General features: G+C 39.5%; 28 protein-coding genes. All 28 read left to right on the top strand.

The annotated features are described in order from the left end of the window. The first annotated feature begins 32 nt into the window (after positions 1-32). The 28 genes from CALPO_RS0107840 to adhE all read left to right on the top strand — a co-directional run bounded on the left by CALPO_RS0107840 (position 33) and on the right by adhE (position 25,637). Positions 33-527, top strand: a complete 495-nt coding sequence (locus CALPO_RS0107840) for a phage terminase small subunit P27 family (RefSeq protein WP_026486816.1) — start codon at positions 33-35, stop codon at positions 525-527. A gap of 17 nt (positions 528-544) precedes the next feature. Beyond that, a complete protein-coding gene (locus CALPO_RS0107835; protein WP_026486815.1) occupies positions 545-2,260 on the top strand; it encodes a terminase large subunit in 1,716 nt (571 codons plus the stop codon). 17 nt (positions 2,261-2,277) lie between these two features. Next, positions 2,278-3,525 (top strand): phage portal protein, encoded by a 1,248-nt coding sequence (locus CALPO_RS0107830; RefSeq protein WP_218915174.1) that lies wholly within the window; start codon positions 2,278-2,280, stop codon positions 3,523-3,525. A gap of 23 nt (positions 3,526-3,548) precedes the next feature. Next, positions 3,549-4,595, top strand: coding sequence for a head maturation protease, ClpP-related (locus CALPO_RS14770; RefSeq protein WP_084295233.1), 1,047 nt, complete (start codon positions 3,549-3,551; stop codon positions 4,593-4,595). A 17-nt stretch (positions 4,596-4,612) separates the two neighbouring features. Further along, positions 4,613-5,731, top strand: coding sequence for a phage major capsid protein (locus CALPO_RS13575; RefSeq protein WP_051585919.1), 1,119 nt, complete (start codon positions 4,613-4,615; stop codon positions 5,729-5,731). A gap of 49 nt (positions 5,732-5,780) precedes the next feature. Further along, positions 5,781-6,068, top strand: coding sequence for a head-tail connector protein (locus CALPO_RS0107815; RefSeq protein ID WP_026486813.1), 288 nt, complete (start codon positions 5,781-5,783; stop codon positions 6,066-6,068). After that, positions 6,065-6,388, top strand: coding sequence for a phage head closure protein (locus CALPO_RS0107810; protein WP_026486812.1), 324 nt, complete (start codon positions 6,065-6,067; stop codon positions 6,386-6,388). The genes CALPO_RS0107815 and CALPO_RS0107810 overlap by 4 nt, the downstream gene beginning before the upstream one ends. Continuing rightward, complete coding sequence (locus tag CALPO_RS0107805; protein WP_026486811.1) at positions 6,378-6,755, top strand: HK97-gp10 family putative phage morphogenesis protein; 378 nt, start codon at positions 6,378-6,380, stop codon at positions 6,753-6,755. The genes CALPO_RS0107810 and CALPO_RS0107805 overlap by 11 nt, the downstream gene beginning before the upstream one ends. Further along, positions 6,755-7,087, top strand: a complete 333-nt coding sequence (gp17, locus tag CALPO_RS0107800) for a tail completion protein gp17 (RefSeq protein WP_026486810.1) — start codon at positions 6,755-6,757, stop codon at positions 7,085-7,087. The genes CALPO_RS0107805 and gp17 overlap by 1 nt, the downstream gene beginning before the upstream one ends. Before the next feature lies 1 nt (position 7,088). Continuing rightward, complete coding sequence (locus CALPO_RS0107795; protein WP_026486809.1) at positions 7,089-7,652, top strand: major tail protein; 564 nt, start codon at positions 7,089-7,091, stop codon at positions 7,650-7,652. Between the two features lie 39 nt (positions 7,653-7,691). Continuing rightward, positions 7,692-8,018: a hypothetical protein gene (locus CALPO_RS0107790; RefSeq protein ID WP_026486808.1), complete on the top strand. Its 327-nt coding sequence runs from the start codon at positions 7,692-7,694 to the stop codon at positions 8,016-8,018. Between the two features lie 221 nt (positions 8,019-8,239). Continuing rightward, positions 8,240-10,942 (top strand): phage tail tape measure protein, encoded by a 2,703-nt coding sequence (locus tag CALPO_RS14230; RefSeq protein ID WP_026486807.1) that lies wholly within the window; start codon positions 8,240-8,242, stop codon positions 10,940-10,942. Then, positions 10,943-11,461: a distal tail protein Dit gene (locus tag CALPO_RS0107775; protein WP_026486806.1), complete on the top strand. Its 519-nt coding sequence runs from the start codon at positions 10,943-10,945 to the stop codon at positions 11,459-11,461. Positions 11,462-11,466: 5 nt separating this feature from the next. After that, positions 11,467-11,856 (top strand): hypothetical protein, encoded by a 390-nt coding sequence (locus tag CALPO_RS0107770; protein WP_026486805.1) that lies wholly within the window; start codon positions 11,467-11,469, stop codon positions 11,854-11,856. A 153-nt stretch (positions 11,857-12,009) separates the two neighbouring features. Then, positions 12,010-12,456 carry a phage distal tail protein gene (locus tag CALPO_RS0107765; protein ID WP_169736188.1) on the top strand — a complete coding sequence of 149 codons (447 nt, stop codon included), beginning with the start codon at positions 12,010-12,012 and terminating at the stop codon, positions 12,454-12,456. Then, positions 12,456-14,690, top strand: coding sequence for a phage tail protein (locus CALPO_RS0107760; protein ID WP_026486803.1), 2,235 nt, complete (start codon positions 12,456-12,458; stop codon positions 14,688-14,690). Before CALPO_RS0107765 ends, CALPO_RS0107760 begins: the two co-directional genes overlap by 1 nt. Positions 14,691-14,714: 24 nt before the next feature. Next, entirely contained in the window at positions 14,715-14,915 is a 201-nt protein-coding gene (locus tag CALPO_RS0107755; RefSeq protein WP_026486802.1) for a hypothetical protein, read from the top strand. Next, complete coding sequence (locus tag CALPO_RS14225) at positions 14,915-15,562, top strand: hypothetical protein (protein ID WP_026486801.1); 648 nt, start codon at positions 14,915-14,917, stop codon at positions 15,560-15,562. Before CALPO_RS0107755 ends, CALPO_RS14225 begins: the two co-directional genes overlap by 1 nt. Beyond that, a complete protein-coding gene (locus tag CALPO_RS14220) occupies positions 15,541-16,170 on the top strand; it encodes a hypothetical protein (protein WP_026486800.1) in 630 nt (209 codons plus the stop codon). Before CALPO_RS14225 ends, CALPO_RS14220 begins: the two co-directional genes overlap by 22 nt. 281 nt (positions 16,171-16,451) lie before the next feature. Then, a complete protein-coding gene (locus CALPO_RS0107740) occupies positions 16,452-17,480 on the top strand; it encodes an RNA-directed DNA polymerase (protein WP_026486799.1) in 1,029 nt (342 codons plus the stop codon). Further along, positions 17,477-17,776: a hypothetical protein gene (locus tag CALPO_RS0107735; RefSeq protein WP_026486798.1), complete on the top strand. Its 300-nt coding sequence runs from the start codon at positions 17,477-17,479 to the stop codon at positions 17,774-17,776. Before CALPO_RS0107740 ends, CALPO_RS0107735 begins: the two co-directional genes overlap by 4 nt. 13 nt (positions 17,777-17,789) lie before the next feature. Next, positions 17,790-17,939 (top strand): hypothetical protein, encoded by a 150-nt coding sequence (locus tag CALPO_RS14675; RefSeq protein WP_156940165.1) that lies wholly within the window; start codon positions 17,790-17,792, stop codon positions 17,937-17,939. 32 nt (positions 17,940-17,971) lie between these two features. Next, entirely contained in the window at positions 17,972-18,376 is a 405-nt protein-coding gene (locus tag CALPO_RS0107725) for a phage holin family protein (protein WP_026486797.1), read from the top strand. Continuing rightward, entirely contained in the window at positions 18,373-19,065 is a 693-nt protein-coding gene (locus tag CALPO_RS0107720) for an N-acetylmuramoyl-L-alanine amidase (protein WP_026486796.1), read from the top strand. The genes CALPO_RS0107725 and CALPO_RS0107720 overlap by 4 nt, the downstream gene beginning before the upstream one ends. 98 nt (positions 19,066-19,163) lie before the next feature. Continuing rightward, complete coding sequence (locus CALPO_RS0107715) at positions 19,164-19,358, top strand: type II toxin-antitoxin system HicA family toxin (RefSeq protein WP_026486676.1); 195 nt, start codon at positions 19,164-19,166, stop codon at positions 19,356-19,358. Between the two features lie 49 nt (positions 19,359-19,407). Then, on the top strand, positions 19,408-19,818 hold the full coding sequence (locus tag CALPO_RS0107710; RefSeq protein ID WP_026486675.1) for a type II toxin-antitoxin system HicB family antitoxin: 411 nt from the start codon (positions 19,408-19,410) through the stop codon (positions 19,816-19,818). 382 nt (positions 19,819-20,200) lie between these two features. Continuing rightward, complete coding sequence (locus CALPO_RS0107705; RefSeq protein ID WP_035172473.1) at positions 20,201-22,819, top strand: calcium-translocating P-type ATPase, SERCA-type; 2,619 nt, start codon at positions 20,201-20,203, stop codon at positions 22,817-22,819. 250 nt (positions 22,820-23,069) lie between these two features. Continuing rightward, positions 23,070-25,637: a bifunctional acetaldehyde-CoA/alcohol dehydrogenase gene (gene adhE / locus CALPO_RS0107700; RefSeq protein ID WP_035172471.1), complete on the top strand. Its 2,568-nt coding sequence runs from the start codon at positions 23,070-23,072 to the stop codon at positions 25,635-25,637. Positions 25,638-25,736 lie beyond the last annotated feature (99 nt).

Here is a 25,736-nt window from a genome sequence, read left to right as displayed (position 1 = left end):
TTCCCTTTATTTTGTAAAAGGGGGTGAGATAATTGGGAAGAAAAGCCAAACCTATCACATTACATTTGTTAGAAGGGAAAAAACATTTAACTAAAGCAGAAATTGAACAGAGATTAGCTGGCGAACAAAGATTTGCAATTGCCAGTGACAAAATCAAACCTCCAAAGTGGTTGAATAAAACTGCAAAGAAAGAATTCAACCGGATTGTAAAAGAAATGGCTGAAACTGGCTTGTTAACGAATATCGATGTGGACGCACTTGCAATTTACTGCGATGCTCTTTCGCAGTATATCGAATGTTGCAAAATCATTGAGAGGGAAGGGCTGATGGTAGAATACACCAACAAGGCGGCAGAGACAAATAAGGTGCCTCATCCTCTGCTGAGTAAAAAAAAGCAGTTGTTTGAACAGATGAAAGCTATTGCTTCTGAGTTTGGCTTCACACCGAGTGCAAGGGCGAAAATCGCAATCCCTAAGCAGGAGGAAAAGGAAGAAACGAAATTCGACAGGCTTTTTGGTGATGTTTAGAAAATTGGTGATGAACAATGCTAAAGAAGGAGCTGATACAATATAGTGAAGATGTCTTGAGCGGTAAAATTATCGCATGTCAAAAACACAAATGGGCCTGTGAAAGGTTTTTGAAAGATATGGAACGAGAGGGAACTGAAGGGTTCCCTTTTATTTTTTATGAGGCCAAAGCCGAAAGATTTCTCGAGTGGATGCGGCTTTTTAAACACACCAAGGGGGTACTAAAAGGTCAGCATATTGAGCCACACATAATACAAAAGTTCGTCTTTGGCAACATTTATGGCTGGGTGCATAAAGACAGCGGTTTGCGACGATTTAAAAAAGCTTACTGGCAAGTGGCCAGGAAAAACGCAAAGTCCCAGAGTTTAGCCTGTGTTGCCAGCTATGAAGCGATGGCCATGAGCGAAAGTATGGCAGAAGTATATATCGGGGCTACTAAAACCGAACAGAGCAAGATTGTATGGAATGAAGTAAAAGCCCAGCTAAAAGGCTGCAAATATCTTCAAGACAAATACCGGGTGGCTTACGGAAGAATAGAACACCTGAAAAGCGGTTCGGTTATAGTTCCGCTCTCTAAAGAAGCCGGGAAGACTGGGGATGGATTAAACGTTCAGTGCGGGATTATCGATGAATACCATGCACACCCGACCAGTGAAATTTATGATGTGCTGGTATCTGGTATGGTGGCACGGCCGCAGCCGCTTTTAATGGTAATAACTACTGCCGGATTTGACTTAAATTACCCGTGTTATTCGGTTGAGTATAAATACGTTTCGCAGATCCTTGATCCAGACAACCCAATCACAAATGAAGAGTACTTTGTAATGATAAACGAGCTTGATAAAAACGACGATATCAAAGATGAAACTGTGTGGATCAAAGCCAACCCCATACTTTGCAGTTACCCAGAAGGCTTAAATTCACTGCGTGGTGAGTTACAGGCGGCGCTTGATGTTCCTGAGAAAATGCGGAACTTTCTCACCAAGAACATGAATATGTGGTTAGACATGAAAGAAAACGGGTACATGGACATGAGTAAATGGGCAAAATGTGGATGTGATTTGCCCGATTTTGAAGGCTATGAAGGCAAAGAATGTTATATTGGCGTTGACTTATCATCAAAGATTGACTTGACAAGCGTAGGTTTTGTGTTTCCTAATACTGACGGCACTTACGCAGTGTTTTCTCACAGCTTTATGCCGGAAGAAATGTTTGAGCAGAAAATAAAGACTGATAAAGTGCCTTACGACCTTTGGGTCAAGCAAGGCTGGATTACGGCAACAGAGGGTGCAGTTGTAGACTATGAATTTGTCAAGGCATACATCAAAGAAGTTATTGAAAAGTATAGCCTCAAACCTGTCATGATATGCTATGATCCTTGGAATGCTTCGCAATTTGCACAGGATATGGAGCGAGAAGGTTTTGTTATGGTTGAGATAAGGCAGGGGATAAAAACTCTTGGCGAAGCAACAAAGGATTTTCGAGAAAAAGTCTACCAAGGCAAGATAATTCACAACAATAATCCTGTTTTAACTTGGGCAGTAGGGAATGCTGCTATTAAGTCTGATGCGAATGAAAATATCATGCTTGATAAAAGCAAAAGTACAGAGAGGATAGACCCTATAGCTGCAATAATAAATGCTTACAGCCAAGCTATGAAAAGGCAGGCTTACAAAGTTGATATAAACAGATATGCAGACATAGAGTTTCTAACAAAGCTATGGGGATTATAAAAGGCAGGTGAAAACATGTGACAATTTGGGAAAAACTGAAACTTTTATTCAAACGCAAACCTAAAAATACAGTTTTGACGCTTAATGAAGATGATGAACTGCTCTTGCAAGTGCTTGGTATTTCAACAAACGATTACAGCGGTAAAAATTCTCTTAAAATAGCCGTAGTATTTGCGGCTATTAAAATTTTAAGCGAAGCAATTGCAAAGTTACCATTAAAAATTTATCAAGACCAAGGGGGAAAGCGGAAAGCAATTGAACACTATCTCTATCCACTGCTAAAGTTGCGTCCCAATCCCTACATGACGGCATTTGATTTTTGGAAATGTGTAGAATCACAGCGAAATGTTTATGGGAATGCTTTTGTGTGGTTGGAGATGCCGGCGAGAGGGCGAAATGCGGGTAAGATAACCGCTTTATGGCCATTACCTGCGGATAAAGTGCAAATTTGGGTAGATGACAAGGGTATTTTTAACACGCAAAGCCGAATTTTCTATGTATTTACGGATAATTTAGGCAATCAATATAAGCTTTTACCCGATGAAATACTACATTTTAAAGGATTTTCTTTGGACGGTATAGCAGGCATAAGCCCCTTAGAGTATCTCAGAAGAACTGTTGAAACTGCAGGAAATGCTGAAGAGTTTTTGAACAAGTCGCTTGAAGGTGGCATGACTGTAAGAGGAATTGTCCACTACATTGGAGATTTAAACCCAGAGGCAGAACAAAAGTTCAGAGAAAAGTTTGAGCAAATGGCTAATGGACTACAAAATGTCAATAGAATTGCTTTATTGCCTATAGGCTACCAATTTCAGCCGATAGCCCTAACAATGTCAGATGCACAATTCCTTGAAAATACGCAATTGACAATACGGCAAATAGCTACGGCATTTGGGATAAAGAATCATCAACTAAACGACCTTGACCGAGCAACACATACAAACATTTTTGAACAGGAAAATGAATTCTACATTGACACTTTACTTCCAATTTTAACGATGTACGAGCAAGAAATGACATATAAGCTTTTCACAGACAGCGAAATAGCGCAAGGCTACTATGTGAAATTTAACGTTGATGCAGTTTTAAGAGCTGACATAAAAACGAGATATGAAGCTTATAAAACAGCGATACAAAGCGGGTTTCTCACACCAAACGAAGTTCGAGAGATGGAAGAAAGAGAACCGCTTCAGGGAGGAGATAAATTGCTGGTGAATGGCAACATGATGCCAATTGAAATGGCAGGACAACAATATTTGAGATAGCGAAAGGAGGTGACAAATGTTCAATGGGAAGGAAAAAATTTTGGGTTTTAAATAAAGCAGAAGGGGGAAATGAGGCAGAGCTTTTACTTTATGGCCCGATTGGAGATGAAACATTTTTGGGCGATGAAATTACACCCAGAAAATTTAAAGAAGATTTGGAGGCTTTAGGAGATATCGATACATTGAATATTTATATCAACAGTGAAGGCGGAGATGTATTTGCAGGACAGGCAGTATATTCGATACTATCGAGGCATAAAGCACAAAAGATTGTTTATATAGATGGTTTAGCTGCGAGTATTGCTTCTGTAATTGCGATGGCTGGGGATTTGGTTGTTATGCCTAAAAATGCGATGATGATGATACACAATCCTTGGACCATTGCAATGGGCAATGCAAATGATTTTAGAAAGCTTGCAGATGACCTTGACAAAATCAGAGAAAGCTTAATTGCTGCTTATCAGAGCAAATCGAATTTAAGCAAAGAAGAAATTATAGAATTGATGGATGCTGAAACATGGATGACAGCAGAAGAAGCATTGCAATATGGTTTTGCAGATGAAATTGAGAAAGAAAAACAAGTTGCAGCAAGTATAGACGAAAAATTCTTGAAAGTTTACAGAAACATACCTAAGAAATTGATAAAAGTTAAAGATGGTGTTGTACCAGAAGATATTTCAAAAGAAACAGCGCCAGAGGATACAACATGGGAAGCACCAAATTTATCCGATTTTACGGATAAGAGTTGGGATGAGTTGAGCGATAGCGAGAAAAAAGATATTGCAAGGCATTTTGCTTGGACACCTGAAATGCCTCCAGAAAGATTTAGCGATTTAAAGTTGCCACATCACGACCCTAAAACACATAAGGTTGTATGGAGAGGTGTAACAAATGCAGCAGCGAGACTTGAACAAACAGATATACCCGAAGAGGACAAGGAAAAAGTAAGACAGCACTTGGCAAGACATTATAAACAATTTGGAAAGACACCTCCATGGGAGCAAGACAATAATAAAGCAAAGTTATTAAAAGCCAAATTAGGCTTATTACTTGAAACTATAAACATTTAGAAAGGAAGATGATTGATATGACAAGAGAAAGAAGAGAACTTTTAAACAAACTTCAGACGTTAGAAGCAGAAGCAAGAGAATTGTTAAGGGCTGATAATCCGGATACTGACAAGATTGAATCTATCACGAAAGAAATCAGAAATGTAAAGGCAAAACTTGAAGCACTTGATGAACTTGAAAAAGGTTTAGACCCGAAAGGAATGAAGCAATTTGGAGATAATGAAGTAGATGGTTTCAAGGCATTTTGTAAGGCCCTCAGAGGTGAACCTTTGACAGATGTTGAAGCTGCATTGCTCACAACTGGAACAGACGGCGAAAATTATTTGATACCACAAGATGTCAAGACAAAAATAAACGAGCTCAGAAGACAGTATAAATCAGCGAAATCATTAATTGGCTCTTACCCAACAAGTACTTTGACAGGAACTTTAACATTTGAAGATATAAGCACAGTGACAGAATTAATTGACTTTACGGATAATGGACAAGACTTACCAACATCAAACAATCCTAAATTTACACCTGTTACTTATACTGTTAAGGCGTATGGTGCAATATTGCCGGTGTCGAGAACACTTCTACAAAATGAGACCGCTGGGTTACTTGATTATCTTGCAAGATGGTTTAATAAGAAAGCAGTTAGAACAGAGAACAAAAAAATATTTGAAACTTTAAAACTTAACAAGACGCCTAAAGATTTAACTGGTTTTAAAGCATTAAAGAAGTCTTTGAATGTTGATATTGACCCAGCGCTTGAAACGGAAATTGTTATAGTTACAAACCAAAGTGGCTTTGCTTACTTGGATGACGAAGTAGATTCAACAGGAAGACCAATTTTACAGCCCGATCCAATCAATCCAACACAAAAGAGATTTATGGGCTATCCTGTTATTGTGTTCAGTGACAGAGAATTGCCGAACATTGTTGATACTACAACTTCAACAACTAAAGCACCATTCTTCTATGGAGCAACAAGCGAAGGTGCTTTATTTGTAGATAGAGACTTATACGAGTTTAATTCATCCGAACACGCAGGGTTTACAAAGAATCAAATATACCTCAGGATTATAGAATACTTCGACGTTATACAAGCTGACACAGATGCTTATATGTATGGTGAATTGAAATTGTCATAACAGGCAGGGGTGGCTTTAAGCCATCCTTGCTTATTTAGGTGGTGATATAGTGATTTTAACTTTAGGAGAAGCAAAAGAATTTTTAAAGGTAGACAACGATACAGAAGACACTCTAATTCAAGGACTTATAACGTCAGCAGAGGAATACATCAAGAATGCAACAGGCAAGACGTTTGATAGTACAAATGAACTTGCAAAGCTTGCTTGCAAGTTGTTGGTGGCACATTGGTATGAAAACAGAGCTGTTGTCGGGGATGCTAAAAAGATTGAATTCAGTTTAGATGTAATTCTGACACAGCTTAAATACTGTTATGAAAGCGATGTGACGACCACATGAATCCGGGGCTTTTACGTCATAGAATAACTTTACAAAAGAAAATTGACGTAACAGACGGTGAAGGTTTTACTAAACAAGATTGGCAAGATGTATCGACGGTGTGGGCAGCGGTGGAAAATCTGCATGGCAGAGAATACTGGGAAGCAGCTGCCATTCAAGCAGAAAACACTGTGAAGTTTACGATTAGGTATTGCCTAGATGTGGACCAAAGTATGCGGATAATCTTCCGCGGCGAAGCTTATGAAATTATTGCAATCGACAATATAAAATACTGCAATGAATATCTCGAAATAAAGGCAGTGAAGAAGAATGCCGGTTGATATTAAATTTGAGGGTATGGATGAACTACTGCGAAAAGTAGAAGAACTCGGAAAGAAAGGCAGCCGTATCGAAAACACCGCCTTAAAAACAGCGGGAGAATATCTTGCAGAAGAAATGAAGAAAGAAGCGCCTGTTAGGACTGGAGAACTGCGGGACAGCATAAAGGCATCGAATGCAAAAACAAAGCAAGGCCAAAAGTATGTGGAAGTAGGGCCTGACGAGACGACTAATTGGAGAGCAAAGTTTATAGAATTTGGCACGGTTAAAATGAAAGCAAATCCTTTTATGAGTAGGGCTTATGAAAAGAATAAAGACAAAATTCAAGAGATAATAGCACAGAAGCTCAAAGAAGGGCTGGGATTGTGATGAGTATAAACCAGCTTATAATGAATGCATTAAGTGGTTTAAATGTTCCAGTTAGCTTTCAGACTTATTCAGGAACTGTGGATCCATATATCACATTCTTTTGCTATTTAGAAACAGGGGAGTTGTATTATGACGATATACAAAAAGGCACAGCTTATTATGTACAGGTGGATGTTTGGAGTAAGGGTAACTACTCTAGCATAGTCGAACAGGTAAAGTCAGCAATGCAAAATGCTGGCTTTTCATTTTTATCGGCTTATGACTTATATGAGGATGATACAAAGATTTATCACAAAGTTTTGAGATTTTATTACTTTAAGGAGGTAGAGTAAAGTGGCTAAGATTGGGATGAAAGATGTACATTATGCGATATTAATGGAAGACAACGAGAAAGGAGTACAATATCAAACACCAGTAGCATTGCCTGGTGCTATAAGTGCGAAAATTTCAGCAAAAACAAATACTGATACGTTATATGCAGACGATGGAGCTTTTGAAACTGCAACGGCGCTTGGAGAAATTACCCTTGAACTAGAACTTGCTGATTTGCCACTTTCGGCACAAGCAGCTTTATTGGGACATACTTTGAACAATGGAATATTAGAGGCTAAAGCAACTGATGAAGCACCATATGTTGCTCTAGGTTTCAGAGCGTTGAAAAGTAATGGCAAGTATAGATATTATTGGCTATTAAAAGGAAAATTTGAAATACCCTCAGATGAGAGCCAGACGAAAGAAGACAAAGTTAGCTTTAAAACAGGTACCTTGTCAGGTACTTTTGTGTGTAGACAATACGACGGCATGTGGAAAAAAGTTGGTGACGAAGACGAAACTGAATTTACCGGTGGTTCTACTTGGTTCGATGTCACGACCATCAATGCAGGCACAGTTGTTTAATGCTGTGCCTTTTTACATATTTGAGGGGGCGATTAATGAATGGGTAACGTTAGGGATATAAGAACAAAACTAATCCCAATTCAGCTTGATAAGGAAAGACATCTCAAGTTTGACCTAAACGCTTTTGCGGAACTTGAAGATCTTTATGGTGATATAAATATCGCATTTGAAGCCATGCAAAAGGGTAGCATTAAAGCTATAAGGGCAATGCTTTGGGCTGGGTTAGTGCACGAAGATAAAACACTTACCCTTGAACAAGTGGGTGAAATGGTGCATTTGGGTAATATAAATGAAGTAATGAGTGCTATAACTCGAGCTATTAACGAAGCTATGCCAAAGGTGGATGAAGTCAAAAAAAACGCATAGAACCCAGTCAACCCGAAGGCTGGGATTGGGCTTGGATATATTATCTTGGCAGGTGTATTTTACATTTGAACGAAGAAGAATTTTGGACCAGCACTCCTAGAAAGATAATTGCATTATTCCGAGTGTATAAGCAGGTGAATAACATAGAAGACAACGAAACAGAAGAAAAAGAGGTTTACATTGACCAAATACCTTTTCTATAGAAAGGTAGGTGAAAAAGGATGCCAAACGAAGAAATAGGCAAACTTAACGTCGTAGTTAATTTAGATAGCACGGGCTTTCAGAACGGAATATCACAATTAAATAGACAAATGAAGCTTGTTCAAAGCGAATTTCAAGCGGCGACAGCGAAACTTGGAGATTTTGGCAAAGGGACAGACGGATTAAAGCTCAAAGCAGATGCACTTTCAAAACAAATAGATATTCAAAAGCAAAAAGTTGCAGCATTAGAAGCAGCATATCAGAAAAGTGTAGAAGTCAAAGGTGCAGACGCAAAAGCAACGCAGGACCTAGTAATTAAGCTCAATAAGGCACAAGCTGAACTTGCAAATATGGAAAATGAGCTAAAGAAGACAACAACAGAGCTCGAGAAACAAAGTTCTGTTTGGTATAAATTATCGCAGTCAGCTAAAGAAGCGGGCGAAAAACTCAAAAACGTTGGGGAAAAGATGACAGATACAGGAAAATCCCTTACAAAATATATCACAACACCTATAATAGGTGCTGGGGCAATGGCAGTTAAAGCGGCCGCTGACTTTGAAAGCATGGGTAACACTTTCCAAGCCGTATCTGGTGCAACATCGTCACAAATGGCAAAAATGAGCGAGCTTGCTAAGCAGCTTGGTAACGATATTACCCTCCCTGGCACGAGCGCAACAGACGCAGCAGCAGCTATGACGGAACTCGTTAAAGCTGGCTTGAGTATAGATGATACATTCAAAGCTGCAAAAGCAACGTTGCAATTGTCAGCAGCGGCACAAATTGATAACGCTGAAGCTGCGACGATTGTCGGTCAGGCATTGAACGCTTTTAAAATGTCAGGAGACAAAGCAATCATGGTTGCTGATCTTTTAGCAAATAGTGCTAATGCCAGTGCTGGTGAAATAACCGATATGGCATATGCTTTGCAGGCTGGTGCTTCCGTTGCTGCAATGGCAGGACAAAGTATCAACGACTTCACAACAGCAATAGCTCTGATGGCTAATGCTGGTATAACAGGTCAAGACGCTGGTACAAGTTTAAAATCAATGCTAATGAGTCTGATAAGCCCGACAGACAAAGCAGCGGAAACTATGCAAAAATATGGTATCAATGTATATGACGCAAACGGCAAGATGAAGCCGCTTCCGGCGCTGGTGCAGGAGTTTTCGACAAAGCTTGGAGGGCTTTCTCAAGAACAAAAGAACGCTGCTCTTGCAACAATATTCGGTTCAGACGCTATACGTGTTGCTAATATAGTGTTGATGAGCGGTACTGATGCCTGGAATCAAATGAGTCAAGCAGTCAACAAAGCAGGTGGTGCTCAAGAAGTGGCAGCAAGCAAAATGAAAGGGTTCAATGGAGCTATGGAAGCATTTAAATCTACAGTTGAAACTCTTGCTATTACAATAGGAGAAAAACTACTACCAATTATTACTCCATTAATACAGAGAGTAACGGATTGGATAAATAAATTCGGTGAACTGTCGCCGCAAACACAGCAAATAATTTTAGTGATAGTAGGATTGGCGGCGGCAATTGGACCTGTTATTTTGGTTGTGGGCAGACTTATTACTGCGGTGAGTACTATTAGTAAAGCATTTGGGACACTCAGTGGAGCAATGGCAGCTGCAGGCGGGGCAAGTGGAGCGGTAGGAACTGCTATATCAGCGTTGACAGGTCCTGTCGGCATAGCAATAGCAGCAATAACAGGGCTTATTGCAATATTTGTTAGTTTGTATAAGCATAATGAAGATTTTAGGAACAAATGTAATGAAGTTTGGAATCAAGTGAAACAATTGATAAGCACAGTGACGGAGCAAATAAAAACAATATTGCAAGCTTTCGTTCAACTTGTAAGTGCTATATGGAACAAATGGGGCGACGACATAATGAAAATAGTCAATGCAACGTTTAATGTCGTAAAAACTGTAATAACTACGGTACTTAGTGTAATAAGTGGAGTTATTAAAACTGTAACTTCACTTATTAAGGGTGACTGGCAAGGCGTATGGAATGGTATCAAAGACATAACAAATAGCATTTGGAGTGGGATTAAAAATATTGTTACATCGGTTTTAAACTTACTCACGACATCAATTAGTGCTGCTTTAAATGTCATAAAAGATATATTTAGTGGTATATGGAATGGTATTAAAACCCTAACCAGTAGTGTTTGGGAAGGCATGAAAAATACGGTTTCAAATGCAACAAATAGTGTAAAAAATACAGTATTGAGCGTAGGCAACGGTATTAAAAATGGGTTAAGCGGCATTTGGGAAAGTGTAAAAAGCACAGCAATAAATGCATGGAGCAGCTTAAAAGGAGCGGCAAGCAATATATTTAATAGCATTAAAGAAGCTATTCTTGCACCGTTTAGAAATATTCACATTCCATTGCCTCATATAAGTGTTAACTGGAAAAGCATTGGGGTTGGTGACCTAAAAATTAAAATTCCTGACTTTGATGTGAACTGGTATGCGACAGGTGGTATATTTAACAAACCGAGTATAATTGGGGTTGGCGAAGCAGGGCCAGAAGCGGTTATACCAATTAGAGAACTAAAAAACATATTGCGAGATACACTTTTAGACTTACCTTTCTCAAAACCGGTTGTAATTACTTTAAATGACTATGGGCAGAAAATATTTAAGGATAAGCTCGACATGGAAAACTACCAACGTGAACAAGCTAAAATACTACAAAATGCGTTGGAGGTGAGGTAATTGCTTGGGTTCACATTCAAAGGACGGCATAGTTCAGAATTTGGCATATGCATGAAGTCAAAAAACCGGCAATTATTGCCCTCCATTCGTCAAATAGAAGAAACTATTCCTGGGAAACATGGAGTATACGATTATTCAATGGGTGATTTAGAAGACCGGATTATCGAAGTTGATTGTGCTATCATCGGTGATTTGCGAAACAAAGCCAGACAAATAGCGGCGTGGCTGTATTCAACACAAAGAGAAAAATTGTTTTTTGACGACGAGCCGGACAAATACTATCTTGCAAAAATTAGTAACAGAATTGACTTAGAACAGGCAATATCTTTAGGGAGATTTACATTACAATTTAAATGTGATCCTTTTGCTTATGCGGACAAGAGCATAAGTTATACTAATAAACCTGGAGTCATAATAATAAATAGCCAGGGGACATATAATACGCCGTTTATAATATCAATCAAGAATAATGGTTCTGTGAATATGAAAAATATCAAAATCCTGCTTTATAAGGGGTGATTAGAGTGCTGCACATATATGCCAACAGCAATAAAACTGGCATGTTTAGCGAAGGTGACGGGAGCAATCCTGATGTAGCAACGGGAAATGGAACCACTGGTTTTACGGCAGACAGGGCAATTTATATCGGAAATGATAGCACTGTCAAAAGGTATGAGAATGTAGTTATAACGGCAGTAAATGATGATGCAAATGTAGATATAAAGTTTGCACCAGATGTAGCCGGTTCTCCGGGGACTTTTAGCGACAGTTTGAATGTAGGGAATATTGCTGCATCTGGTCAATCAGGGGATGTAGTAAAGATATGGAGGCGAGTAATTGTAGCACCGGGCCAGGACAGCCAGAACAGGACAAACATTGACTATAAAATAACTGCTGTTGAATATGCCATATAGGAACGTGATTTTATGGGATATACATGGAGCCAGCTAAACCAGAACACATGGAGCAGTTTGAATGTATATACGTGGGGTGCATTGCAGAATGCGCCCGACTTTTTTTCGGACACCAAACAAATAATTAGTAGAGATACCATCGGAAATACGGATATGAAGGTAGTATTATATCTTAATACAAGTTTAAACGCCGATTCAAAACAAGTTATTATTCTTAATAAAGAAGTGCTTTCAGACAGCAAGCAAATTATATATGCTAACCATGAAAAGTATGTTGATACAAAGTTTGTTATCTCGGCATATAAAACATATTATACAGATTCGGCGCAAATACTCTATTTGCTTAAGGAAATTGTCGTCGATTCATTCCAACTTACATCCATACTTTCTCAGATGATTTTTACTGGCGAAATAAGCCCTGGCCAAACACTTAGAATTGATACGGAGAAAATGGAAGCCCTGGTTGACAATCTACTTGCTAACAATGCTCTTGATAAATTTATTGAGCTTGAACCCGGAACAAATTTCATTGTTATTCAAGATGATACCGGCAATGTGTTAGTAAATATTGAAATTGAATATAAAGACAGGTGGTTATAATGAGAGATGTTCCCATAGTCCTTGACAAGGATTTAAAGCGAATAGCTTATCTTGAAAATGCCTTCAATGTAAAAGTGACAGAACAAATCAATGGAGATTATGCCTTCTCAATGAATTTGCCGCGGAATGATCCTAAATGGCAGTATATTCAATATGGTAACTACGTTGAAATCAAAGGTCAGTATTTCATGATAAACTACTTTGATGAAGAAAGAGACGAAGAAAATAAATTGATAGGCACTATAGAAGGAAAACATATCTATTTTGAGCTTCTCGGCGAATACTGGGAAGAAGACAGGGAAGAATTTAACTTCATCCCTGCCACCACTCCCCAGGTAGTATTAAACATGCTTATAAGCGGCACCCGGTTTACCATTGAAAGAGTGGATGAATTTTCCGTATCGGATATAAGGCTTGAAAGAGGGGATATACATCACAATATCCTCAAAGTTATAGAGGTATGGTGTGGAGAGCTAAAGCGGGATAATTTCAATATATCCTTACTCCATAATATAGGCCAGGATAACGGCATTCAGTTTAGATATAAGAAAAACATCAAGACCATAAAAAAGATTACCGATGGCCGGGATGTAGTAACCCGGCTATATGTTTACGGCAAAGATGGGCTTACTTTTGAAAGCATTACCGGTCAGAAGTATATTGACAGCCAGTATATTGGAAATTACTCAAGGCCCAAAATCGGTGAAGTTAAGTTTGATGATATAGATGACCCGCAAAAGCTTTTAGATGAGGCACAAAAGTATCTGGCAAAAGTAGAAGTGCCGAAAGTATCTTATGATGTCAATGTGGTGGAATTATCGAAGCTTACAGGTTATGAATATGAGAAGTTCAATTTGGGCGATATTATTACAATCATTGATGAAGAACTTGGTATAGACGTTAAGGCTGAAATCTTGGAATACACCTATTATCCTTTTGAGCCGCAGAGGTCATCGGTGGTTTTGGGAAACTTCATACCAAAACTAACAGACTATTTTGTCAGCTTCCAAAAAACACAGAATATTGTAGAAACTGCCTTTAACAGTGAGACAAAAAAGTTATCAACGAAATGGCTGGAAGGTATCATTGATACACACAACAATGAACTTCAGGCCGGGTTAGGGACTGTTGTCGCTAACGACCAGGGCCTTTTGATATTGGATAATAAAGATAATCCCACAAAGGCCATAGCCCTGGTAGGCGGGATGCTGGCAATTGCGAATCAGAAGGATGCTAATGGGAATTGGATATGGCGGACGTTTGGCACCGGAGACGGGTTTACGGCGGACGTTATTAATACTGGACAGCTTAATACGTCTTTGGTGAGAGTAATAAGCGAAGAAAATAATCTCTATATTGATAGCACAGGGTTGTATGTTACTGACGAGAATAACAATATAAGGGTTAGATTGGGACAATATATTCAAGGAAAGTATGGGCTTGAAATCAAAGATGCGACAGGGCAAAGAACAATTTTAGATCAGGATGGTATTCTCCAAACATGGCAGGACAGCATTGTTGATAATCTTGATAGTTCACATCCGATGCAGTTGAAGTTTTACCTGCCACCCGAGACTCTGTCTGTAAGAAAATGCCGTTTGAATATATCGTTAGAGTCATTTAGAGCGTATGAAAAAGGTGCTGCTGCTTTTGGCGGTTGGGGTGTTACGAGTGGCCCGAGCAGCAAATCAACTTCAGGTGCATATTCAGATATACTGAACCCATCTTGGGTTGATGCTACATCATACAATAATGACCCATCGATAGGGGGGACTACAGGGAACGGAACTATCACAAATACAAGTGGTAGCCATGATCATTCATACACTTTTCATGGGCACAATCACTTGGTCAAAATAAATGGTGCTAGTGTTTATACAGAGTATGGGCAAGTGAATGCAACAATAACAGTAACATCTGATGGGGACCATACCCACACTATTCCTGCTCATATGCATTTGATTCCAGACCATACTCATAATATTGAGCATACTCATCAAATTTCAATTGGGAGTCACAGCCACGATATTCTATATGGAATATATACAGCGACGAAGCCAACAAATGTGTCGGTGAAGCTTGATGGCACAGTAATAGTTAGTGATATCAATACTGACCAAACAGATATAGATATTCCTGTAAACTCAAATGGCTGGCACACAATTGAAATTTCATCAACTACATTGGGTCGAATAAACGCAAGTTTATTTATACAGGCGTTTATGAGTGTTTAATTTTTTCTTGCGGAGGTGATTTTTATGGCTTCATATACACCTAATTTGAATCTTAAAAAACCTGATAGCTCTGATGCAGTTAATATAACTGACATTAATGGGAATATGGATATTCTTGATAGCAGATTCAATGGAGGAATAATAATCAAAGACAGCACAGGCAAACAATGGCGTTTTGCTATAGACGGGACAAATAATATAGCATACTTTGAGGAGGTGATATAATGTCACAATTTTTTCTTCCAACGAGAGATGATATGCTGAATTTAATTTCAATTCAGCAAGACCTGTATAATTATTTAACCGGCAAGGGAACGGGGATGTACGGTGTAGAATATAATATCCAGACAGATACTTTTACAAGAATCGATGATGCAGCAGGTTTAACTCAACCTGACTTCAACAATATATTTCCTTGGGCTGGTATGCGTAGATGTAATGTCGCGGATGATGGACGAGTGTTGGCGTATTACGGTGACCCGACCTACAAAGAAGATGGTTCTAATGGTCAGGTTATGGTTGAAATACCGAAATTTTATTATAAATCTATGAGAACATCTACCGGTTATAGGTGGTGGGTATCACCAAATCCATTACCTGGCTTCCAAGTACATCCAGCGTTTATTAGGAATAATGTAACAAAGCAATATATTTATATAGCCGCATACGAAGGTAGTATTTACGATGTTTCAGCAGGTGCTTATTTGTTAAACGACGAGCAGGTGGCAGATTTTACTACAGGCACGGGCGACAAATTGTGTTCCAGAGCTGGAGCAAAACCGTGTTCAGGGCTAACGCAAAATTTAACATTGCCGAATTCACGCATATTAGCACATAACAGAGGTTCAAATTGGGAGTTGCAGACTTTTTAACAATATGTGCAGTACAGTTATTGTTTGTAGTTGAATACGCTTCTTTTGATACACAGGGCAAAATTGGCTCAGGCGTAACTAATATCACAGATGATAGATCGACAAATATGGCTATAAACACAGGATACACTTCGACTTTAGGAAATAATTCGGGTAGTGTTTCAGTAACACATTATCAGACTGGTCAAGCAACAAACGCGGTATCATATAGAGGTATAGAAAACTTGTGGGGGAATATATGGAAATGGGTGGACGGAATAAACATAAAAACAGATCATATTCCATGGTCTGCAGACCACGGTTTTGGATCCGATTACTTTACTGATCCATACAAACCGCTCAATGTTGTCTTACCTGCAGTAAATGGTTATGTAAAAGATATAGCATATAATGATGTATTTAATTATGGCTTTTTACCGTCAAATGTTGCCGGCTCTTCATCAACTTACTTACATGATTATTATAATCAACTTACTGGTAATAGGGTTGCGGTGCTCGGCGGAGATTGGCTTAGTGGCTCGGATGCCGGCGCTTTCAATTGGAATATGACTGTGTCGTCGGGTTATTGGGGTCGCGATGTCGGCGCTCGCTTGCTTTATATTCCATAAATTAATAGTATAGGCAAATAGATAGGGTTTATTGCTATGCTCAGCAGAAATTGGAATAATGGCTCGAATACCAGCACTTTCAATTGGAATGTGAATGAATTGTCAGGTAATCGGAATCGCAATATCAGCACTCACTTACTTTGTATTTCTTATTTCTAAAATTTTGCAATCTATTTGCCTTGGCTCTTGCCAAAACACAAAACTGACAAATACGTTGTATTAGTAGGTTTATTGAACCGAACATTCAACCGAAGAAATACAAAGCAGAAGGATGATGTTATATGAAAAGATATAACAATATTTACGAAAAAATATATGATATAGATAATTTAAGAAAGGCACATAAAAACGCAAGAAAAGGTAAAACACATTATACGGAAGTAAAAATGGTAGACAAAAATCCTGATTATTATTTGTATCAGATACAAGATATGCTAAAGAATAAAACTTATAAAACATCACAATATACAATATTTAAGATTAATGATAAAGGTAAAGAAAGAGAAATATATAAATTACCTTATTATCCTGATAGAATAGTACACTGGGCTATTATGCTACAAATAGAGGATATTTTCATTAAATCTTTTATTCGAGATACTTTTGCAGCTATACCCAATAGAGGAATACATGATGCTTTAAAGAAATTACACAAATTCATGAAAGATAAACAAGGTACAAAATATTACTTAAAACTTGATATTAAGAAATTTTTCCCAAGTATTAATCATAAAATCTTGAAGCAACTTTTAAGACACAAATTTAAAGACAAAGATTTATTGTGGCTTTTAGATGAGATAATTGATAGTGTAGATGGCGAGAAAAATGTACCTATAGGAAATTATCTTTCACAATATTTTGCAAACTTCTATCTCACATATTTTGATCATTGGATAAAAGAAAGCAAGAAAATCAAATATTATTTGAGGTATATGGATGATATTGTAATACTCCATTCAGATAAAGAGTTTTTGCACGAGTTGAGAAAAGAAATAGAAAAATATTTGCAAGATAATTTGGATTTAACACTGAAAGAAAATTGGCAAGTATTCCCGACTTATATAAGAGGTGTCGACTTTGTTGGGTATAGAAGTTTTGGGGATTATACACTGTTAAGAAAATCAACAGCAAAGCAATTTAAACGTAAGATGAGAAGAATATCTAAGAAAGAAAAAATAAATTATCATGATTTTTGCACTATTCAATCTTATAAAGGATGGCTTAAATGGGCTAATTGCCATAATCTCAAACAAAAATATATCAGTCCGTTAGCAAACAAAATTAATAAATTTAAGGAGGTATGCTCATGAAAGTACAAGGTTCAGTAAATCCAGATGCAATATGGGTAAAAGAAGGTAAGAACGGTATTGTGACAGTACTACTACGAAAAAATGTAACAACGACAACGAATGAATATGGAGATATAATATACGAATATGATGAGGTAGAAGTGCAATTAGCTGATAGGGCTAACCTTATAGATTATATACAGAATAACTTTGATTTAATCTTCAATGAAGGTTTAGCAAAGGAGGGGTTACCGCCAGAGCCAACAATCGAAGAGAGAATATCAGCTCTTGAAAATGCTTTACTAAATCTAATATGAGGTGGTGATAGGTATGTATGAGTTTCTCTTATATATGTGGATTTTGGGAAAAGCTGATGAAGTTAAGATACAAAGTGCTGTATCAAAAGGATATATTACACAAGAGCAAGCTAACACAATTCTTGCAACGCCAAAGCTTTCAGTAAACTACACAACGCCATGAGGCGATTTTTATGCGTGAAAGGAGTAATGTATATGAAGTACGAAAACATATTCAAATCCGCTTGTAGTATCGGAGGCGCTTTCGCCTCCTATCTTTTTGGGGGGTGGAGCGCGTTGCTTGGTGTGTTGTTGGCATTTGTCATCACGGACTATATCACAGGTGTCATGGCAGCTGGAATCGAAGGGAAACTCAATTCGTCAGTGGGATGGAAGGGCATATCTCGAAAAGTGATGATATTCGTATTGGTTGCTATGGCGCATTTGGTTGATACAGCTCTGGGAGATACGAGTGTGTTCAGAGATGCGACAATATTTTTTTACCTTGCAAACGAGCTTTTGAGCATCGTAGAAAACACCGGACGTATTGGATTGCCTGTACCTGACACAATACAGAAAGCAGTTGCAATCCTAAAAGGGAAGGGAGATGTAAAACAATGATAGTGTGTATTGATGCGGGGCATGGTGGAAAAGATCCAGGGGCAGTGGCAAATGGACTTCGAGAAAAAGATTTAACGTTGGATATTTCGCTGAAGCTAAATAACTTACTGAAGAACTTTGAAATAAGTACAGTACTAACGAGAGACAAAGACATTGATGTAGGACTTTCACAGCGTGCAGCTATAGCAAATTCTGCAAAGGCGGATTTCTTTATTAGTATCCATATCAACGCAGGTGGTGGTAGTGGATTTGAGAGTTATCGCCACCCTGCTGCAAGCCAAAAAACTGCTACTATACAAGAGATCATTCACAAAGAAATTGCGAAGCTGTATACAACAAAAGGGTTTGTTGACAGAGGCATAAAAACAGCGAACTATGCAGTGCTCAGGGAAACAAAGATGCCGGCGATCTTGGTGGAGAATTTGTTTATAGATACCCTCAAGGATGCGAACTTTCTAAAAGAAGAAGCTAATAGGCAGGCAATAGCGCATGCGATATGCAATGGAATCGTTCAGGCATTTGGTATAAAAGCAAAACTGGAACCAACGGCCAAGCAACCAACGTCAACTAATTCTAATACATTGTATAGAGTTCAGGTGGGAGCATTTAATCAAAAGGAAAATGCCGAGAGATTAATGGCAGAGCTGAAAGCAAAGGGATATAGTGCATTTATAAAAGAAGAGAAATAATCAAGGCCCTTCGGGGCCTATTTTTTTGTGTCTTTTTATAAAATCTATTGACACGTATGATAATACGTATTATAATATACTTGTAAGGGGGATTTGAGATGAAAGCATATTCATCAAGAGAGATAATAAAGATACTTGAGGCTGATGGTTGGTACATAGACGCAATAAGAGGTGACCATTATCAATTTAAGCATAAAACTAAAAAAGGCAAAGTTACGGTCCCTCATCCAAAGAAGAATATCCCAATAAAAACAGTTAAAAGTATTTTAAAACAGGCAGGGATTGAAATATAACAATTCCTGCGATCCCCCTGCAATAAGAATAAAAAGGGAGGTTATTTATATGAAAGATACTTATATTTTCCCTGCGATATTTACTTATGATGATGATGGAATATCAATAGAATTTCCTGATTTACCAGGTTGTCTGTCGTGCGCGGATACGACTGAAGAAGCGATGCATAATGCCAAAGAGGTTTTAGGGCTCTTTTTATGGGGCATGGAAAGAGACAATGAGCCAATACCTGAGCCGACTCCTATAAATAAACTAAAACTTGAAACAAATCAAATTCCTGTACTTATAGAAGTTTGGATGCCCCTTGTACGTAATGAAATGGATAATAAGTCCGTTAAGAAAACTTTAACTATACCTCAATGGTTAAACATTATGGCCGAGAGGAATAATATAAACTTTTCACAAGTTCTTCAAGAGGCACTCAAAGAAAAACTGGGAATTAGAGAATACAAACATTAAGCACTCTAATATGGGTGCTGCTATTTTTTACGTACAAAATCGTGAGCGGCTCGCTATAATTAAGCCAGAGTGCCTTCTTTATTATACTGGTTCCTAATGAGCCGCTGTATAAAGACGGTACGGTAATGAAAGAGGAGGTAAATAAAATAATTGTTTACCTCCTACTTGATTGTGCGTAGTTTGTGCGTAGTATAGAGCGGTTCGCCGCTATTGACAAAGCATGAGTATGGTCACCGATTCTGAAGAAAAATGTACATTAAATTTCTTCAGAAGTTACGGTGATTTTTTTGTTTTTAGAAAGTTATACCTTTGTTCCTGTCAACGATTGTTAAATTTCAAATGTTATGGTATATTATAATATAACCATATAAATAAGGAGTGAGTGACCATATACTGGAGTAAAGACTTTAAAGACGTGGCCGATTCCCTTCAGGTGGACGTGGAAAAGGGCCTAAGTGGGCAAGAGGTTCTAAGGCGATTGGACAGGTATGGCTATAATGAACTTAGGGAGCAAAAAAAGAGATCTCTTCTTTCCATGTTTGTAGAGCAATTTAAGGATTTTATGGTAATCATATTGCTGGCAGCAACGGTCATATCATTGCTACTGGGGGAAATTGTGGACGCCTTTATAATAGTAGCTATTGTAATATTGAACGCTATGTTGGGTATGTTTCAGGAGAGTAAGGCCGAAAAATCCCTGGAGGCATTAAAGAAATTGGCCTCTCCTACTGCAAGGGTTATGCGGGAGGGCAAGATCATTGAAATCCCTGTAAGAGAGCTGGTACCTGGGGATATAGTGTACTTAGAGGCTGGGAACTTCGTGCCGGCTGACGGTAGGTTGTTTGAGTCTGTTAACCTGAGGATTGATGAGTCGGCTTTAACGGGCGAGTCATTACCTGTGGAAAAGGATGTGAGGGTACTGGAATCAGGGGAGTTGCCTTTGGGAGATAGGATAAACATGGCGTATATGGGCACCACTGTGATATACGGGAGAGGGCGAATGATAGTAACGGCTACAGGCATGGACACCGAGATGGGGAAAATTGCTGAGCTTATAACCCAACAGGAGACCACAGTGACACCTCTTCAGCAGCGCATGGAAGAGTTGGGCAAATATTTGGGGATTGGAGCCCTATTGATTTGCTTTATAATATTTGTGGCAGGGGTCGTGGAGAAAAGGCCGGTTTTTGACATGTTTATGACCGCAGTAAGCCTGGCTGTGGCTGCGATTCCCGAGGGTTTACCTGCTATAGTCACAATAACACTGGCGATAGGCGTGCAGAGGATGATAAAGAAAAAAACTATTATAAGGAAACTTCCTGCGGTGGAAACCTTGGGTAGCGCCAGTGTGATATGCACTGACAAGACCGGTACGCTCACCCAGAACCGCATGACTGTCGTAAAGTTGCACGTGGACGATAGGACAGTGGACGTAAAAGGCGATATGCCACAAGGCGCTTTTGAAAAGGATGTGGCCTTTTTGCTGGAATGTGCGGCCCTCTGTACGGATGCTTTTATTGACAGCGATGGAAAAGGCGTAGGTGATCCCACAGAGGTGGCTTTAGTAGTTGCTGCTCAGTCAAAGGGCATCAAAAAAAGTGAATTAGAGAATTCACACCAGAGGGTTGACGAGGTGCCTTTTGATTCCGATAGAAAGATGATGACTACGGTGCACCGTATAAAAGGCGGTTACAGGGTCATTACCAAAGGAGCTCCTGATAAGGTAATAGATAGGTGCACAGGTGTGTACATAAAAGGGGAGGTAGTGCCGTTAAGCGAAGAGGTAAAGGGAAGTTTTAAAAAGGCCAATGAGAAGATGGCTGAAGATGCACTAAGGGTATTGGCCGTGGCTTACAAGGACTTAAAAGAGAGCGACATAAAAGAGGGTACCGGCGAATACGAGTGTGATCTTAAATTGATCGGCTTGTTGGGCATGATAGATCCTCCTAGAGAGGAAGTAAAAGAATCCGTGAGATTGTGCAAAGGCGCAGGAATAAGACCTGTTATGATAACCGGCGATCACCTTGCGACGGCCATAGCTATAGGCAAAGAGCTGGGTATATACAGTGAAGGTGATATGGCGCTGACAGGTGCTCAACTGGACGCTATGGACGATGAAAAATTAAATCAAAAAGTAAAGAGCATATCGGTTTACGCCAGGGTTTCACCTGAGCACAAGATGAGGATAGTAAAGGCGTGGCAAAACAATGGCGCTGTTGTAGCTATGACCGGTGATGGGGTGAATGATGCCCCTGCTCTTAAACAAGCAGATATAGGAGCGGCAATGGGCATAACGGGTACGGATGTAGCTAAAGGAGCAGCTGATATGGTGTTGACAGATGACAACTTTGCTACTATTGTCGCTGCTGTCCAGGAGGGCAGGACTATATATGAAAATATCAAAAAATCCATATATTATCTTCTCTCTTGCAATATAGGCGAGGTCGTGGTGCTATTTATGGCGGTGATGCTAGGAACGCCCATTCCCCTTAAACCCGTGCACATCCTCTGGGTTAACCTTCTTACGGATAGCCTTCCTGCCCTTGCCCTGAGCATGGAGCCACCTCCTCCTGATATAATGGCTAAAAAGCCCAGGCCAAAAGGGGAGAGTATTTTTGCTCACGGACTGTGGCGGAGAATAGCATTGCAGGGCATCTTAATAGGCTTGCTGACTTTGATGGCTTTTGAATGGGGTTTGCAAAAAGATGATGTGGCCGCTGCCAGGACGATGGCATTTACTACTTTAATCATGGCTCAACTGTTTCAAGCTTTAAACGCAAGGGCGGAATCTTCGCTGTTTAAAGTGGGGCTGTGGAGCAATAAGTATATGCTGTACGCCATTGCGTCTTCGTTGGTTCTCATGTTTGCCGTCGTTGTAACGCCACTTAAGATATATTTTGGCGTAAAGGTGTTGAGCATTGTTGATTGGGTCGTTGCGTTGGTACTATCGCTTTTGGTATTTTTAATAACCGAAATATCCAAATACATAAGAAAGATTTAAATCACCGGGTGTCCCGGTGTTTTTTTTGCAAAAATTTATAAGGAAATCGATATCAACAGATAATAAATATTGACAAATGTTTAACAATAAAGTATAATGAAATTGTAAAGTTTGTTAAAACATTAACATATAATTGCCGCATAAATCGGGTTTTATGGGATAAAATATATTGTTAAAATGGATTGTATACGCATTTAAATGCCATGAAACAGGTAAATTTTTGTGAATAAATTGACAGGGAGGTATTTATATGAACTATAGAGAGGCTATAGACCAGATGGTGGCTAAGGCGGAAATAGCTCAAAGAGGGTATTACAGCCTGGATCAGGAAAAAGTCGATAGGATCGTCAAGGCTATGGCATTGGCGGGTATTGATAAGCATATGGACTTGGCAAAGATGGCAGTTGAAGAGACAGGTATGGGCGTGTACGAGGATAAGGTCATCAAAAACATGTTTGCCACTGAGTACGTGTATCACGACATTAAACACGTAAAGACCGTAGGGATAATCCACGAAAACGAGGAAGAAGATTTTATTGAGGTGGCAGAGCCTGTTGGGATTATAGCTGGCATAACACCTGTTACAAACCCTACAGCGACGACGCTTTTCAAGAGCCTTATAGCTGTCAAGACGAGGAATCCTATTATATTTAGCTTTCATCCTAGATCTTTAAAGTGCAGTATCGCTGCGGCTAAACTTATGAGAGATACAGCTGTAGCCAATGGAGCTCCTGAATATTGCATCCAGTGGATTGAAGAACCTTCTGTGGAGGCCACCCAGTACCTGATGAATCACCCTGGAATATCCTTGATACTGGCCACAGGTGGAGCGGGAATGGTAAAGGCTGCGTACAGTTCAGGTAAACCGGCATTAGGAGTGGGACCAGGTAATGTTCCGTGCTATATAAATAAAACCGCCCATTTGAAGAGAGCAGTCAACGACTTAATCATAAGCAAGACTTTTGACAACGGCATGATCTGCGCATCAGAGCAAGCTGTTATAATCGACAGAGAGGTAGCAGATCAAGTGATAGATATAATGAAAAAGCATGGATGCTACTTTGTAAACGACGAAGAGCGCAAGAAGCTGGAAGATCTTGCAATAGATAAGGAAAAATGTGCTATGAATCCTCAGGTAGTAGGGCAACCTGCAACCAAAATAGCCGAGATGGCAGGCTTTAGTGTACCTGAAGACACTAAGATATTGGTAGCGCAGCTGGAAGGAGTAGGGCCTCAATATCCTCTTTCTAGGGAGAAGTTAAGCCCTATTTTGGCCATGTACATCGTGGAGGATTACAAAGAAGGTATAAAGCGGTGCCAGGAGATGACAGAGTTCGGCGGTTTAGGCCATTCGGCGGTTATCCACTGCGAAGACGAGGCTATAATTAAGGAATTTTCCGAGAAGGTAAGAGCAGGCAGGATAATAATAAATTCGCCTTCCAGTCACGGTGCCATCGGCGATATTTACAATAGCAATACTCCATCGCTGACTTTAGGTTGCGGTACCATGGGTAAAAACTCCACCACGGCTAACATAAGTGCTAGACAATTGATAAATATAAAGAGGGTTGCGGCAAGGAGGTACAACATGAGATGGTTTAAGATTCCGCCTAAGATCTACTTCGAGCCAGGTTCAATACAATACCTCGAAAAAGTCAAAGGAAGAAAGGCGTTTATCGTCACCGATCCAGCCATGGTGAAATTAGGGTTTGTGGATAAAGCGACATACCATCTTGATAAAGCGGGAATAGATTATGAGATATTTTCTGACGTAGAGCCGGACCCCTCGGTGGATACGGTTATGAGGGGTGTGGAGGCCATGAACAAATTCAACCCTGACTTAATCATAGCACTAGGTGGGGGGTCTGCCATTGATGCAGCAAAGGGAATGTGGTTGTTCTACGAATTTCCCGATACTAAGTTTGAAGAGCTGAGGCTGAAATTTATTGACATCAGAAAACGGGCGTATAAATTCCCGCAGCTAGGTAAAAAAGCCCTTATGATTGCTATACCCACCACCAGTGGAACTGGTTCAGAGGTTACGGCCTTTGCGGTTATAACCGATAAGACGAAGAATATAAAATATCCTCTTGCGGATTACGAACTCACTCCAGATATAGCGATTATAGACCCCGAGTTTACCTATACGGTGCCTAAATCTGTCACTGCTGATACGGGTATGGATGTTTTAACCCATGCCATTGAAGCGTATGTTTCTGTTATGGCCTCAGATTACACTGACGCTCTTGCCATTAAGGCCATTGAATTGGTGTTCAAATACCTTCCAAGAGCCTATGAGAACGGCATGGATAAAGAGGCCAGGGAGAAGATGCACAATGCGTCGTGCATGGCAGGTATGGCCTTTACCAATGGATTTTTGGGGATAAACCACAGTATGGCCCATATCCTAGGAGGTAAATTCCATATACCCCATGGGAGAGCCAATGCTATACTTATGCCCTATGTCATAAGGTATAATGCCACAGAGCCTACTAAGTTCACATCATATCCTAAATACGAATATTACAAGGCGCCAGAAAGGTATGCGGAAATAGCGAGACACCTGGGTTTGAAAGCGGACACCGTTGAAGAAGGTGTAAAGAGCCTTATAAATGCTATTGTGGATTTGATGAAGAAATTGGATATGCCGCTTTCGCTGGCTGAGGCAGGTATAAACAGGGATACCTTTGCCAGGGAAGTAAATGATATGGCCAATATAGCCTTCCTGGACCAGTGCACAGGCTCAAACCCCAGGTATCCTCTTGTAAAAGAGCTAGAAGAGCTTTACTGGAAAGCCTACGATGGGGTTATGGAATAAACCAGGTTTGCGGAAAGTGGGAGCAGCATTACTGCTTGATTTGCTGCTCCTTGCTTTTTACCGGTTTTTTAACGCCGATGGCAGATAGAAAATTGCTGT

It is taken from the genome of Caldanaerobius polysaccharolyticus DSM 13641, from assembly GCF_000427425.1.
In the GTDB taxonomy this organism is placed as follows: Bacteria; Bacillota; Thermoanaerobacteria; order Thermoanaerobacterales; family Caldanaerobiaceae; genus Caldanaerobius; species Caldanaerobius polysaccharolyticus.
The sequence above is the reverse complement of the archived record's forward strand: the minus strand, read 5'-3'. Positions and strand labels throughout refer to the sequence as shown.